This window comes from Shewanella sp. HL-SH4, assembly GCF_051164845.1.
GTDB classification, from domain to species: domain Bacteria; phylum Pseudomonadota; class Gammaproteobacteria; order Enterobacterales; family Shewanellaceae; genus Shewanella; species Shewanella glacialimarina.
Genome location: NZ_CP195037.1, coordinates 374,139 through 389,352, shown reverse-complemented (window position 1 = coordinate 389,352; position 15,214 = coordinate 374,139). Strand labels below are relative to the sequence as shown.

Below are 15,214 nucleotides of genomic sequence, written 5' to 3'. Positions count from 1 at the left end.
GGTGAATAATAATTACCCTTGGTGACGTTTACCAGATTGTTTAAGTTTACTCAGTTCTAGTTTTTTCAATCTGTCAGCTTCTTTTTGAGCAATAATACGTTCAACTTCCACTTTTTCTATTTCGATCATTGCTGGCGTTTCTAAACTCAGTAAGCCAATTTTCCCTGAACGGAATTCGTGTAATAACAGTTCTGATGCTTTATGTAAGTCGATACGTCCACCAGGACGTAATGCACCGCGTTTACGGCCAATCTCTTCCAATAACTCAAAATCAGAGTTTGGTAGATTATCAATTTTATAACGCTCGCAAATTAGTTCTGGGTAGGCTTTTAATAAATACTCTGCTGCAAACATTGCCACATCTTCGTATTCCATAGCGGTATCTTTAATCGCACCTGTTACCGCTAATCGATAACTACTTGCTTCATTGTCCACTTTCGGCCATAAAATCCCTGGAGTATCAGATAATACAATACCGTTGCGTAAGTTAATGCGTTGTTGTTTTTTAGTCACCGCGGGTTCATTACCTGTTTTTGCAATAACCCGTCCAGCTAACGTATTAATAATAGTAGACTTACCCACGTTAGGAATACCCATAATCATGGTACGAATATCTTTTTCAATAATATCGCGATGTGGGACTAATTTACGGCATAAATCGGGGATCATTCTGACCATAGCGGGCTGCAGCGTGGTAATAGCTGATGCTTTTACACCTTGCTCGCGTTCCAAGTATTCAATCCATTGCTCGGTCACTTTGGGATCGGCTAAATCTGATTTGTTCAGCAGTTTAATACAGGGCTTCCCACCACGTAACTGAGTCACCATGGGGTTTTCACTACTATAAGGAATGCGGGCATCTAGCACTTCAATCACCAAATCGACTTGAGGCATAACCTCTTCAATCTCTTTGCGTGCTTTGTGCATGTGTCCTGGATACCACTGAATTGCCATGATGTTGCCTTTTACTACTGAGTAACAATGCCAATATTGTACCTTGAACCCAAATGAAAAGCATAAAAAAAGCGCCTTAAGGCGCTTTGTGGAAGCTTAATGGTTTAAATTACACCTAATTCACGCAACCTTTCCATTAAATAACTGTCAGCGGTGTGTCGCTCAGACAGCACCACTTCCGGATTAGGATGAAGAAACAAAGGCAGTGAAATACGTGATTTAGTTTTGTCAGCTCCTTGTGGGTTTATTACTCTGTGTGATGTGGATGGAAAATATCCCCCTGAGGCCTCTTGTAACATATCGCCAATATTGATGATGATATTACCAAAGTCGCTGGGTACATCCACCCATTCGCCTTGCTTATTCTTAACCTGTAAACCGGGTTCATTTGCAGCCGGTAAAACGGTAATAAGGTTGATATCCTCATGTGCTGCAGCGCGAATGGCACCTAATTCTTCATCACCTTGCATTGGCGGGTAATGTAGAATACGTAGTAGTGTTTTTTGGCTATTACTGATCATTTCTGATAGCTGTATCGAATATTTTTCAGCAACATCTGCTGGTGAATATTGTTCTATCCATCCAAGTAACTCGGCTGCAAAATGATTAGCTTGTTGGTAATATTCTAAAATATTATCGCGCAATGAATCGGGTATACGGCCCCAAGGATAGACGTGAAAATATTCTTTGATATCTTTTACGCTATTTCCTTTTGCAGTTTCAGATACTGAAGCAGGAAAAAAGCCATCTTGGGTTTCAGGTTTAAATAAATACGCTTGTTTCTCTTCGCTATTGAAAAATGCGTACCACTCTTGATAAATTGTTTCGACTAAAGATTGTTTGATAGGGTGGTTTGATAACACCCCAAATCCAGTTTCATGCAATGATTTTACAAAGCGCTCGGCACTGTCAGGTGCACGATAATCAATCGTTTCTAGTTTCATATTAGTTTCTTATTTGTTTTTGACCCGTGGTAATGGTAACGCTTGTCATAGAATGCTGCAATTTTTTGCGGTTGTTCACGGTCTTTTATGTTGAACGATTAGCGGTTAACTAACGTAGAATGATTCAGTTGGTTGGACCAATGATTAAAGTGGAGATAATGAATGCAAGTATTAACTGAATTTGAGAAGTTTGTCATTGAGCAAAAAGGCACTGAAAGGCCTTTTTCAGGTGAATATGTTAATCACGATGCCGCAGGTCTATATTGTTGTAAAAAATGTTTAGCGCCATTATATAGAAGTGAACATAAGTTTAATGCACATTGTGGTTGGCCAGCTTTTGACGATGAAATTGCTGGTGCAGTCGATCGCATAATGGATGCAGACGGGCAAAGAGTAGAGATAACCTGTCATCAATGTGGCGGGCACTTAGGCCATGTTTTTGAGGGGGAGCGATTAACCGATAAAAATACTCGTCATTGTGTTAACTCTGTTTCCATGGTGTTTAAATCAACCTCAAGTTTAGATGATGAGTCGAGCAATGCTTCAGTGTCTGTGTTAGAGCAAGCTACTTTTGGTGCGGGTTGTTTTTGGTGTATCGAAGCGATATTTTTGGCGCTTAAGGGGGTTGAGAGTGTGCAATCTGGTTATGCTGGTGGAGAGGAGAGACACGCAAATTATGATGCGGTTTGTTCTGGTAAAACCGGTCATGCTGAAGTGGTGCATATCAGCTTTAATCCTACAATTATCAGTTTTGAAGAGTTATTAGAGATATTGTTTAAAAGCCATAATCCGACAACATTAAATCAGCAGGGCAATGATAAAGGTCCGCAATATCGTTCGGTTATTTTTGCGCACACAGCCGCTCAAGTAGACAGTGCTAATAAGATGATTGATGCTTTACAGCAAGCGCAAATTTGGCCTGATCCTATTGTGACTGAAGTAGCTGCTTTTGATGTATTTTATCCAGCAGAAAACTATCACAATGATTATTTTGCTAAACATGGCGAACAACCTTATTGTCAAATGGTGGTAAAACCTAAATTTGATAAGTTTAAGTCGCTGTTTGCGGATAAATTGAAATCAGCAACCTAAGCCACTGTTAGCTATCTTTATATATTTAGTTCGTTTTTTGTATATAAAAAGGGCGACAATATTAATTATTGTCGCCCTTTTTAGCGGTCTTTTATAGATATGCCACAAAAGATTTCAGTTTGAATTTATGAATCTAACTTGTCATCAGCTACTTTATAATGCGGATCTTCAATTAAATTAACTTCAACTAAATCACCAGCTTTATGCAATAAAGCCACACAGTCTTGGCTTAAATGACGAAGATGTAAACGTTTGCCTGCATTAACATAACGTTCCGCCAAGGTATCTATTGCATCCAACGCGGAGTGGTCAGCAACCCGTGAATTTTGGAAATCAACAATGACATCCTGCGTATCATTTTGCGCATCAAACAGTTCAAGAAAATGCGCCACTGAACCAAAAAATAATGGGCCGTTTAAACGATAAACTTTCCAACCATTTTCATCTTCACTGACATCAACATTGATGTGTTTGGCATGTTCCCAAGCAAACACTAACGCCGATACAATAACACCGACAAATACTGCAAACGCTAAATCAGTAAACACGGTAACCGTTGTAACGAGTACGATAACGAAAGCATCATGTTTAGGTACTTTACGCATTACCTTAAAGCTTGCCCATTCAAATGTGCCCAGTACAACAATAAACATCACCCCAACTAAAGCTGCTAATGGGATAATTTCAATGAATGCCGAACCAAATAGAATAAATGCCAACAGAGCAAGCGCGGCAGTAATACCAGATAAACGCCCGCGACCGCCTGAGTTAATGTTGATCATTGACTGTCCAATCATGGCACAGCCACCCATAGCACCGAAGAAACCACTGGTAATGTTCCCCACACCTTGACCAACACATTCTTTATTACCACGACCACGGGTATTAGTCATTTCATCGATAACGGTTAAAGTCAGTAATGATTCAATTAATCCCACCGCAGCTAAAATACAGGCATAGGGTAAAATAATGTAAAAGGTATCAAAATTAAATGGCACGCTAGGAATTGCGAAACTAGGTAAAGAGCCTGCAATAGTGGCAGCATCGTTGCCACTCATGGTTTTCAAGAAGTCTAACACATTACGAGTATCCATCTCTAAACCAACAACAATTGCTGTTACGGTTAAGATGGCCACTAATGAAGACGGTATTGCTGTGGTTAATTTGGGTAAGAAATGGATAATGGCCATGGTGAGTAAAATTAAGCCAACCATAATCATCATAGGTTCTTGTGCCATCCAAACCATGTTACCTGCCGCATCTTTAACTTTAAATTGTCCAAGTTGCGCGAGGAAGATAACAATAGCCAAGCCATTTACAAAGCCTATCATGACAGGGTATGGCACGATACGGATGAATTTGCCAAGTTTAAAGACACCCGCTGAAATTTGGATAATACCCGCAAGTACCACAGCTGCAAATAAATACTGTACCCCGTGTTCTACAACTAATGACACCATCACAACAGCCATAGCTCCCGTTGCACCAGAGATCATTCCTGGACGGCCACCGATAACAGCTGTTATTAAGCCCATGATGAATGCCGCATATAACCCGACCATTGGCTCAACATGTGCAACAAATGCAAACGCTACAGCTTCAGGGATCAGCGCAAGCGCAACGGTTAAGCCTGATAGAATATCTGCCTTACTGCTGGCAGTTTTATGACGAATGATATCGAACATTTAGCCTCTATTAAGTTTATTTTAATGATGATTAAGGTCGTAATCTTAACAAAAATCGTACCACTTCTAAACCAATAATCTGACATGAAGAACAATTAATGAAGTTGATATGATTTGAACAGCGAGGAATTAAGCTTATATCAAAATTAATTAAAAAAAAAGCCATGCTTTAGCATGGCTTTAACTTATTAAACGACTTTGTTATGACTGTGGTTTAGTCATCTCAGCAGTTGCGCTATTAGCAAAATTTGATTTTGCTGCAGCTGGCTTGTCTGTTTCAGCGTAGCTTTTACCTTGAGGTACAGCTTGCTGCTCACGAACTTCAACCGTAGGCTTAGTTGTAGTTGAACTTACCATTGAACCAAAACGACTATTGCTGGCAGGTTTTGGTGCCACAACAACTTCAGCTTTGGTTTGCTCAGCTTTCAGCTCTACAGCTTTCTCAACCACTTTACGCACTATTGGGGCCGGCTTTGCCATAGGCGCGTTAACTGCGGCTTTGGTTGGCTTTGCTTCCGTTGATTTTGACTGCACGTCTTTTACGGGGGTAATAACTTCAGCTTTTACCGCTGGTTCAGAAACTGGTAACGCCTCAGTTGTTACAGATACTGATTTTTCAGCAGCAACAGGAACAACTTTAGTTTCAGCTTCGACTTTAGCTTCAACTTCAACTTTACTTTCAACGATAGGAGCTGTTTGTACTGCTTCAACCCTTGTTGATTCAGCAAATGCTTCTACTTTAACCTCAGTAACCTCAGCAACTGATGTGTTAGCAGCTTTACTCTCTAACACTGGTTCAGCCTTTGCAGTAGGTTGATTAACGTCGGCTGCGGTAGCAGCTTGAGTTTGTGCGAGCTCTTCGGTTAACTGTCTATCAAGTTCATCAACAGGTGTGAACACTGGCGCGGTATCAGAAGAAGCACCTTCGTCATCATCACGGCGGCGGCGTTGACCTGCTGCACGAAGATGACGTGGACTGCGGCGGCTGCGACGCTGACCTTCACGTTTATCATCATCAGACTCATCAGTTTCAGACACTGTTTCGGTTACGTTAACCGTTTCATCTGCTGGTATAGTTGCAGTTGTTGCTGCAGTTGTAGTTGGTACCGTTGTAGCAACAGCTTCTACAGTTGCTGCAACACTAGTGTCTACTTTTAACTCAGCTGTTTCTTCCGTCGCTGCGGTTGTAGTTTGTTCAACTGTCGCTGATTTATCGGCTGATTGGTTATCAGCAGGTTTTTCTTTACGAGGCTGACGCTTACGCACAGGCTTACTATCTTTAGCTGAATTGTTAACTTCAGAATTAGCTTCAGCATTAACGTTAGCTACCAACTCATTTGTCTCAACATTATTAACATCACTTCGCACATCTTTAGCTAAATCCGTTGGTGTGGATTCATTAGTCGTAGTGGTTAACAGTGTTTGGTCATTAGTTTGCTCATTCTCAATGCGTACTTTTCTGCGCATATTACGGCGCTGACGACGTTCACGTGCAGCTTCCTGCTTAGGTGTTTTTTCAGTCGCAACAGTTTTGGTCGGTTTATCGTCACTGACTACCGGTTTGCTAACAGGTTCGGGTTTGTTAGCTGTTTTAGTGTCATCTTTGTCACGACTAGGCTTATTACGGCCACGAGTATTCTTGTTATCAGTTGTTGTCGAATCTTTATCGTTACGTTTGCGACGAGTATCGTTACGGCTGTCGTTGCGACTTTCATTACGATTATCACCGCTATCATTACGACGGCTGCGACGAGGGTTAGTTTTATCTTGTGTTACCGCAGGCTTAACTACAGGCTTTTCTTTTGTTTCAGTTTCATCACTGCTAAAGAAAGCACTAATTGCAGATGTAATACGGCTGAATAAACCAGGCGTAGCAGCAACTACAGGCTTAACTGGAGCAGCTTTAGGTTCTTCAACTGTTTTTTGCGGTGCAGCAAAACCTTTTAAAGCTGGCTCTGGTGCTAAGGTACGCTCTAATTTACGTGGCTCGTACAATTCTGATTTAGGTGCTTCAACGCGCTTAAAGCTTGATTCGGTGATTTCATCATCATTTTTACGGCGGATCACTCGATATTCAGGTGTTTGCATGTGCGCATCAGGAATAACATACACTTCTACACCATGACGTTCTTCGGTAATGCGAATGGCTTTACGTTTTTCGTTAAGTAAAAACGCTGCAACATCAACCGGAACAATGGCTTCGATTTGAGTGGTATGCTCTTTAATGGCTTCTTCTTCCATTAAGCGTAAAATCGATAATGCTAAAGATTCTGTACTACGGATAGTACCTTGGCCATGACAGCGAGGACATAAATGTGCAGCAGACTCTTCTAAAGAAGGGCGCAAGCGCTGACGCGACATTTCCATCAGACCAAAACGTGAAATACGACCTAATTGCACTCGTGCGCGGTCATGATGCACTGCATCACGCATGCGATTTTCCACTTCACGTTGATGACGAACAGGCGTCATATCAATAAAGTCGATAACCACTAATCCACCCAAATCACGTAAACGTAATTGACGGGCAATTTCGTCTGCTGCTTCAAGGTTAGTATTTAATGCCGTTTCTTCGATATCACCGCCTTTAGTGGCGCGGGCAGAGTTAATATCGATAGAGGTTAATGCTTCTGTTGGGTCAATAACAATTGAACCGCCAGAGGGTAAACGAACTTCACGCTGGAAAGCTGACTCAATTTGAGATTCGATTTGGAAATGGGTAAATAAAGGTACTTCAGAATCGTACATTTTGACGCGTTCAAGGAAGTCTGGACGAACTAAGCCAATATGTAATTTAGCTTCTTCATAAATACGCGGATGATCGATGAGAATTTCACCAACATCACGACGTAAATAGTCACGAATTGCGCGAACAATAACATTACTTTCTTGATGAATTAAGAAAGGAGCACCTTTTGTTTTAGACGCTTCTTGAATAGCATCCCAGTGATGCTGTAAGACTTTTAAGTCCCATTTTAATTCAGTTGATTCTTTGCCTACACCCGCAGTACGAACAATTAAACCCATGCCATGTGGCACTTCAAGTTCAGACATCGCTTCTTTTAATTCAGTACGCTCATCACCTTCAATGCGACGAGATATGCCACCCGCGCGCGGATTGTTTGGCATTAATACTAAATAAGACCCCGCAAGACTGATAAAGGTGGTTAAGGCAGCGCCTTTGTTGCCACGTTCTTCTTTATCGATTTGAACGATAACTTCTTGACCTTCCTGCACCACTTCTTTGATGTTAGGACGACCTTGAAAAGAGTAACCTTTAGGGAAGTATTCGCGGGCAATTTCTTTTAACGGAAGAAAACCATGACGATCAGCGCCATAGTCAACAAATGCAGCTTCTAAAGAGGGTTCTACGCGGGTGATTTTACCTTTGTAAATATTTGATTTTTTTTGTTCATGGCCTGGGCTTTCAATGTCCAGATCATACAATTGTTGCCCATCTACTAGGGCGACACGCAACTCTTCAGATTGAGTTGCATTAATTAACATACGTTTCATGATGACGTGATTCTTCTATAAAGGTCATCAAACAACAATTATTTGCATTACGGGCCTGCGAATAGTTTAGCAGCCTCACGGCTTGTTACAGGCTATATAGGCGCGCAGTACGACTGTTAAACGCATTCTCTGCGTGTCGCGGCCTAATTTATGGCTTATTTTCTAGTGTTTACAAAAACAAGGAATCCGTTGCATTAACAACCAACCCCATAAATATCAGTTTCTTCCAGTAATGCCTAATCGAATCGGTTGTTTGATAACAAGCTAAAATATTGTTCGAATTTGGCGGTTGAAATCAGGCAGTTTTTACATTTTTTTAAACTAAACTTACGGTTTAATTATAAACACATAATAATGACGTGTTTTAAAAACTTATAATTTGCAAATCAATGATTTGCTACCGATAAAGCTCATGTGTAAATTGCACTGAATTTCATTAATTGAATAGGTTGTGAACAGTTTATCCACGGTTTGTCCTCATTCAATGCGCAAATATAGCAATATTAGCTAAGTTCGGCAATCAAAAGCCTATAATCTTTTAAGTGATGATTGTTTCAGTTACCTATTATGGGGTGTTGTGCAATGGATTGCTGTATTACTGATGCAATTTCTTATTTCCCTTTTCTTTGAATGCAGGCACTTGTTATTCATTTAAACGTCATTCATGCGTACGTTAGTGGTTTGTAAAACAGCATTTATACAAGAGAGTATGATTGTCCTGTGCTTGTGATAGCCAAGTTTTATTGAAATAAGCTACAATAGCGACGTTCTCACAAATTGGCGCATCATGAATACTGAAACTACCCCCCAAGTTCACTTCGTCACCATAGACGAAGATAATGTTGAACAACGAATTGATAATTTTTTATTAACTAAGCTTAAAGGCGTTCCTAAAAGCATGATTTATCGAATCGTGCGAAAAGGTGAGGTGAGAGTTAATAAGAAGCGAATTAAACCTGAGTATAAACTTCAAATAGATGATGTTGTTCGTATTCCGCCGGTTAGAGTGGCAGAAAAAGATAATCGTACAGCACCGTCACCTAATCTATCTAGAGTCTCTCAATTAGAAGAGCGAATTATTCATGAAGATAAGTTTCTTATCGTATTGAATAAACCCGCTGGGATTGCTGTACATGGAGGCAGTGGGGTAGATTATGGCGTGATTGAAGGTTTGCGCTCGCTACGACCTCAACAAAAGTTTTTAGAACTGGTGCATCGTTTAGATAAAGATACCTCAGGCGTCTTATTGGTGGCTAAAAAACGCAGCGCGTTAAAACACCTACATGAGCAGCTACGCAGCAAAACAATGCAAAAAGATTATTTGGCATTAGTACGTGGCGATTGGCAGGCTAAAGACAAGGTCATAAAAGCTCCTTTACTAAAAATTACCTTAAAATCGGGTGAACGCATAGTTAGGGTGAATCAGGAAGGAAAAGAATGCGAAACGCGTTACCGGATTATGCAACGCTTTGAAGGCGCAACTTTAGTAAAAGCAAGCCCAGTGACAGGGCGAACTCATCAGATCCGAGTTCACTGTCAATTTGCTGGTCATGCTATTGCTTGCGATGATAAGTATAGCGAGCAAAAGTTTGACGACAGTATGCGTGCAATTGGCTTAAATCGTTTGTTCTTACATGCTGCAGAATTGAAGTTCACCCATCCTGAAACCGATACCACAATGCAAGTCAGTGCGCCGTTGGATGATGTGTTGTTACAAACACTAGAAAAACTCAAAAAGATTTAATATTAGTTGCAATGACTGAAAAAGTGAATGATATGACATTGCAGAATAAATTTGACTTAGTGATTTTTGATTGGGATGGCACCTTAATGGATTCCATCGGGGCCATTGTGAGCTGCATGCAAGCCGCGGCTCATGATCTTAGTATAGAGGTACCAAGTGAACGTGCTATTCGTGACTTGATAGGTCTTTCATTACCCAAAATACTCAATATTTTATTCACTGATTTAGTTCATCTGCATGAAGATATTGTTAGTCGTTATAGACACCATTTCTTATCAGCTAATACAGTTAGCCCATTATTCGAGGGTAGTGAACTTTTATTAAACCAGCTTTTTAGCCATGGTTACACATTAGCTATTGCTACAGGTAAAGGCCGCGCGGGCTTGGACAGGGTATTAGCGCTCAGTGGTATGGGGCATTATTTTGCTGCTAGTCGTTGTGCTGACGAAATGAAAAGTAAACCTGATCCTATGATGATTGATTCTCTGCTTGCACATTTTAATGTGCCCGCCCATCGAGCTGTGATGATTGGGGATTCGGTTCATGATTTGCATATGGCCAATAATGCTGGAGTTGCAGCTATTGGGGTGAGTTACGGTGCTAATTTGGTTGAACAACTGCAAGCTGCTAACCCGTTAGCCATTGTCGATAATGTCGCTGAATTAGTTTATTACCTTTAATCTAATGTGTTACTCATTAGATTAAAGGTAAATAAATCTGCTCTAGTGGGTGAAGTTGCTATGCCAATACATCAATACCTTGCAATGCTAATAAATCAATAAGCTTTATGAGTGGTAAGCCAATAAGTGTATTGGGATCGTCGCCTTCAAGCTTGTCAAACAGCGCAATGCCTAATCCCTCACTTTTAAAGCTACCCGAGCAATACAGCGGCTGTTCAGTCTTAACGTAAAAGCCAATTTGTGCCTCTGTTAGCTGTCTGAAGTGAACTGTAAATTTTTCTATACAACTGTGCATTACTTTTGTCTCAGTGCTATAAACTGCTAGACCAGTATAAAAGGTAATGGCTTGGCCTGAAGCTTTTGTGAGCTGTTTAATCGCATTTTCAACCGTGTAGGGTTTACCCACTATGTCACCATTTATAAGTGCCACTTGATCAGAGCCAATAACGATATTGTTATGGTTATTGTGTTGTGATGATGTGTCCGCAGCGATTAATGCACTACCCGCCAATGCTTTTTGCTGTGCTAGACGCTCAACCAACTGTATTGCTGTTTCATCTATTAGTGGTGATTCATCAATATTGGGGTTAATAGTAGTAAATGGATAATTTAATTTACATAATAGTTGCTGACGGTAAACGGATGTCGAGGCTAAAATTAACTTTATAGGCATGATTTCTTATCTAATCAGTCTTTGATAGCACAAAGTTTACCATTAATCGTTAATATGCGGTAAATATCGCTGCAAATGCTTGTGTATGCAGGGACTGTTCGGTAAAATTTGCCATCATTCAAATTTAATGTTGGTAGTGATAGAGAGCTTGAATATATCTTAGGGTAGATTTTAGTGCATTTTGCAGAAATTTTCTTTGACTCTAACGTTTTCAAACTATAATATGCGCGCCTTATGCAAACAGTAAAGATACCGGTTTCAATTGATCCTTTTCGCGCCGCTAGTAGCAGTCTTCGTTATGATGGCATAGTTCCTAGTAAGCAGAATAAGCGATTAAATGAGTTATGTGCCGGCGACTGTTCCGACGTAGTTGTGTCGTTGGAATGTGGTGTCGACTTACAGGGGATAGTCTACCTTCGCGGGAAGGCTGTGACGGAGCTCACTCTGCTATGTCAACGTTGCATGACACAATATACTACTGAGGTTACGGTCGAGTTTTGTTTCAGTCCTTGTAAGAATGAAACAGAAATCGATGAGCTCCCGGATGCGTATGACCCAATTGAGTGTAATGATATTGGTGAAGTACGTCTGCATCAATTGATTGAAGATGAATTGATAGTCGCTATGCCGATTATCCCAGTGCATGAAGATACTGATTGCAGTTTGGGATCGAAAGATATAGTTGTAGGCGAGATCGACCCCGCTCATGAGGAGCGTCCAAATCCGTTTGCAGTGTTACAAAAACTGAAGAGCAAGTAATCGTAGGAGACAAGTCAAATGGCTGTACAACAGAATAAAAAATCTCGTTCAAAGCGCGGAATGCGCCGTTCACATGATTCATTGAGCACTGCTCAATTATCTGTAGACGCAACTAGCGGTGAATTACATCTACGTCACAATGTGACTGCCGATGGTTTTTACCGCGGTGTAAAGGTTATCAACAAGTAATTTGTTGACGACTTAATGACGAATCTGACGCTCGCGTTAGATGCGATGGGCGGCGATCATGGTCCCCACGTCACAGTGCCTGCAGCCTTGCAGGCACTGAAATCTAATTCCTCTCTTCATATTATCCTTATCGGCAACCAAGCTGAAATCGAACCGTTTCTTTCATCAGTTGACCCCACTATTTTATCTCGAATTGAACGAATTCATACTACAGAAGTAGTGGCTATGGATGATCGGCCTGTACATGCTTTACGTACTCGTAAAAATAGCTCAATGCGCGTTGCCCTAGAACAAGTCAGGGATGGAAAAGCTGAAGCTTGTATTAGTGCCGGCAATACTGGCGCGTTAATGGCAATGGCAAAAGTGCTATTGAAAACGCTACCAGGTATCGACCGACCAGCTTTAGTTTCATGTTTACCGACAGTGACGGGCAAGCCTGTTTATTTGTTAGACTTGGGTGCTAATGTCGCATGTGATTCAGAAACCTTATTTCAGTTTGCTGTTATGGGGTCAGTCTTGTGCGAAGCGGTACATAAAAAATCTCGGCCTAAAGTCGCTTTATTAAATGTCGGCATTGAAGAGATTAAAGGTAACGATCAAGTACAACAAGCTGGACGTCTTCTGCAACACACAGATCAACTCAATTATGTCGGTTTCGTCGAAGGTGATGAAATCTACACGGGTAATTTAGATGTAATAGTGTGCGACGGTTTTGTCGGCAATATTACTTTAAAAACCTCAGAAGGTATTGCCAAGCTTTTAGTTCACCAGTTAAAACGTGGTTTAAATAGCGGCATATTTGTTCGTTTATTGTCCAAACTCATCGCGCCACGCATACAAGCTGTACTCAGTAAGATGAACCCCGACCACTATAACGGTGCAAGTCTGATAGGATTGCGCGGAATAGTAGTAAAGAGTCATGGAAACGCTGATGAAGCTGCCTATCTACAAGCCATTAATTTAGCAGCAACTGAAGCGAAACGTCGTCTTCCTGAAATGATCAATGATCGTTTGGAGTCGATTCTTTTAGACATCAATAGCTGATCACATCATATGCATACAAAAATTCTCGGAACAGGTAGTTATCTGCCTGTGCAAGTGCGCAGTAATCAAGATTTAGAAAAAATGGTCGACACCAGTGATCAATGGATTATGGATCGTACAGGTATTTCAGAACGTCGCATAGCAGCCACTGATGAATCAGTGTCGACTATGGGGTATCAAGCTGCACTTAAAGCGCTTGAGATGGCGGGTATCGAAGCAACTGATCTTGACATGATTGTGTGTGGTACCACGAGTGCCCCTAATGCTTTTCCTGCGGCAGCTTGTGAAATACAAGCCATGTTAGGTGTTAAACAAATCCCTGCTTTTGATATTGCTGCCGCGTGTTCAGGCTTTGTTTACGCATTATCTGTAGCAGACCAATTTGTCAAAACCGGCGCGGCTAAAAAAGTGTTAGTTATTGGCGCAGATGTATTATCGCGCATGTGTGGACCTGATGATCGTTCAACGGTCATTTTATTCGGTGATGGTGCCGGTGCTGTCGTGATTGGTGCCAGTGATACTCCAGGTATTATTAATACCCATATATATGCAGATGGCAGCCAGGGGGATTTATTAAAATGCTCATTCCCTCCAAGGGCGAATGAATCCTCAGAAGCGGTCGGTTATATGACCATGAAGGGCAACGATGTATTTAAAGTAGCCGTCACTCAACTGTCAAATGTTGTCACAGAAACCTTGCGGATTAATAATATCGACAAATCCGAAATTGATTGGTTAGTCCCACATCAAGCTAATTTTAGAATTATTAATGCGACCGCTAAAAAATTGAATATGAGTTTAGATAAAGTTGTCTTAACTTTAGCAAGGCATGGTAATACTTCAGCTGCATCTGTACCGATTGCACTAGATGAAGCGGTACGAGATGGTCGAATTCAACGTGGTCAATTATTACTTTTAGAAGCCTTTGGAGCAGGATTTGCTTGGGGCAGTGCGTTAGTTCGCTTCTAATTTCTTTAATTTAATACAGGTAATTAACAATGGAAAATGTGGCTTTTGTATTTCCGGGTCAGGGCTCACAAGCTGTCGGTATGTTAGCTGACTTAGCCCAAGAGCATGATGTGGTTGCACAAACATTTGCCGAGGCTTCACAGGTACTTGGTTATGATTTATGGGCACTTGTAAAAGACGGACCAGTAGAATCATTAAATGAAACCGATAAAACTCAGCCAGCATTACTTACAGCAAGCGTGGCTATTTGGCGCGCTTATCAAGCTAGCGGTAAAGCCATGCCAGCTTATCTTGCCGGTCACAGTTTAGGTGAATATTCAGCTCTTGTGTGTGCAGGTGTAATGCAATTTACAGACGCGGTTAAGTTAGTTGAACTTCGTGGTCAATTAATGCAACAAGCCGTTCCCGCAGGAACCGGTGCTATGTTCGCCATTATTGGTTTAGACGATGCTGCAATTGCAACCGCATGTGAAGCCTCTGCACAAGGCGATGTTGTTAGTCCTGTTAACTACAACAGCCCAGGACAGGTCGTTATAGCCGGAGAGAAAAACGCTGTTGAACGTGCCGCTGCTGCGTGTAAAGCGGCTGGCGCTAAAATGGCTGTAGCATTGCCAGTAAGCGTGCCATCTCATTGTGCCCTGATGAAGCCTGCTGCTGATAAACTAGCTCAGGCCTTAGCTGATATTTCATTTTCAACCCCGATAATTAATGTCATTAATAACGTTGATGTGGCTATGCCTACACTCAGCGAAGAAATAAAAGATGCTTTAGTACGCCAGTTGTATTGCCCGGTTCGTTGGAGTGATACCGTGAATTATATGGCTGAAAAAGGTGTCACTGAATTAGTTGAAATGGGACCGGGTAAAGTATTAACTGGTTTGACAAAAAGAATTAATAAATCTGTTTCAGCCCAAGCAGTCAATGATGTTGCATCATTTGCTGCATTAACTGAGTAAGGAATAATA

Annotated in this window: 13 protein-coding genes; 8 read left to right on the top strand and 5 right to left on the bottom strand. The window is 41.2% G+C overall.

Annotated elements, in window-relative coordinates; translation table 11 throughout:
* Nucleotides 1-12: 12 nt before the first annotated feature.
* Both ylqF and ACRWQL_RS02625 read right to left on the bottom strand, forming a co-directional pair.
* The gene (gene ylqF / locus ACRWQL_RS02630) at nucleotides 13-954 is read right to left on the bottom strand and encodes a ribosome biogenesis GTPase YlqF (protein WP_434925914.1); all 942 of its coding nucleotides are present in this window, start codon (nucleotides 952-954) and stop codon (nucleotides 13-15) included.
* A 104-nt stretch (nucleotides 955-1,058) separates the two neighbouring features.
* Complete coding sequence (locus ACRWQL_RS02625; protein ID WP_226410191.1) at nucleotides 1,059-1,898, bottom strand: isopenicillin N synthase family dioxygenase; 840 nt, start codon at nucleotides 1,896-1,898, stop codon at nucleotides 1,059-1,061.
* Nucleotides 1,899-2,060: 162 nt separating this feature from the next.
* Between ACRWQL_RS02625 and ACRWQL_RS02620 the strand changes: the two genes are divergently transcribed.
* Entirely contained in the window at nucleotides 2,061-2,990 is a 930-nt protein-coding gene (locus ACRWQL_RS02620) for a bifunctional methionine sulfoxide reductase B/A protein (protein ID WP_434952193.1), read from the top strand.
* A gap of 125 nt (nucleotides 2,991-3,115) precedes the next feature.
* Here ACRWQL_RS02620 and ACRWQL_RS02615 read toward each other — a convergent pair whose 3' ends face one another.
* Together ACRWQL_RS02615 and rne are read right to left on the bottom strand one after the other, a co-directional pair.
* A complete protein-coding gene (locus ACRWQL_RS02615; RefSeq protein ID WP_434925916.1) occupies nucleotides 3,116-4,675 on the bottom strand; it encodes a SulP family inorganic anion transporter in 1,560 nt (519 codons plus the stop codon).
* 201 nt (nucleotides 4,676-4,876) lie between these two features.
* On the bottom strand, nucleotides 4,877-8,191 hold the full coding sequence (gene rne, locus ACRWQL_RS02610) for a ribonuclease E (RefSeq protein ID WP_434952191.1): 3,315 nt from the start codon (nucleotides 8,189-8,191) through the stop codon (nucleotides 4,877-4,879).
* A gap of 787 nt (nucleotides 8,192-8,978) precedes the next feature.
* Between rne and rluC the strand changes: the two genes are divergently transcribed.
* A complete protein-coding gene (rluC, locus tag ACRWQL_RS02605) occupies nucleotides 8,979-9,935 on the top strand; it encodes a 23S rRNA pseudouridine(955/2504/2580) synthase RluC (RefSeq protein ID WP_434952189.1) in 957 nt (318 codons plus the stop codon).
* A gap of 32 nt (nucleotides 9,936-9,967) precedes the next feature.
* Nucleotides 9,968-10,615 (top strand): HAD-IA family hydrolase, encoded by a 648-nt coding sequence (locus ACRWQL_RS02600; protein WP_434952187.1) that lies wholly within the window; start codon nucleotides 9,968-9,970, stop codon nucleotides 10,613-10,615.
* Nucleotides 10,616-10,673: 58 nt separating this feature from the next.
* Here ACRWQL_RS02600 and ACRWQL_RS02595 read toward each other — a convergent pair whose 3' ends face one another.
* Nucleotides 10,674-11,288: a Maf family protein gene (locus ACRWQL_RS02595; RefSeq protein ID WP_434952185.1), complete on the bottom strand. Its 615-nt coding sequence runs from the start codon at nucleotides 11,286-11,288 to the stop codon at nucleotides 10,674-10,676.
* A gap of 234 nt (nucleotides 11,289-11,522) precedes the next feature.
* On the opposite strand from ACRWQL_RS02595, the gene yceD reads away from it, so the two are divergent.
* From yceD to fabD, 5 genes are read left to right on the top strand one after another with little or no spacing between them, the layout of a single operon-like run.
* Entirely contained in the window at nucleotides 11,523-12,047 is a 525-nt protein-coding gene (yceD, locus tag ACRWQL_RS02590) for a 23S rRNA accumulation protein YceD (RefSeq protein ID WP_434925921.1), read from the top strand.
* Nucleotides 12,048-12,065: 18 nt separating this feature from the next.
* Entirely contained in the window at nucleotides 12,066-12,236 is a 171-nt protein-coding gene (rpmF, locus tag ACRWQL_RS02585; protein ID WP_226410183.1) for a 50S ribosomal protein L32, read from the top strand.
* A gap of 15 nt (nucleotides 12,237-12,251) precedes the next feature.
* The gene (gene plsX / locus ACRWQL_RS02580; RefSeq protein ID WP_434952183.1) at nucleotides 12,252-13,280 is read left to right on the top strand and encodes a phosphate acyltransferase PlsX; all 1,029 of its coding nucleotides are present in this window, start codon (nucleotides 12,252-12,254) and stop codon (nucleotides 13,278-13,280) included.
* A 9-nt stretch (nucleotides 13,281-13,289) separates the two neighbouring features.
* Complete coding sequence (locus ACRWQL_RS02575) at nucleotides 13,290-14,249, top strand: beta-ketoacyl-ACP synthase III (protein ID WP_434925923.1); 960 nt, start codon at nucleotides 13,290-13,292, stop codon at nucleotides 14,247-14,249.
* 29 nt (nucleotides 14,250-14,278) lie between these two features.
* Nucleotides 14,279-15,205: an ACP S-malonyltransferase gene (gene fabD / locus ACRWQL_RS02570; RefSeq protein ID WP_434925924.1), complete on the top strand. Its 927-nt coding sequence runs from the start codon at nucleotides 14,279-14,281 to the stop codon at nucleotides 15,203-15,205.
* Nucleotides 15,206-15,214 lie beyond the last annotated feature (9 nt).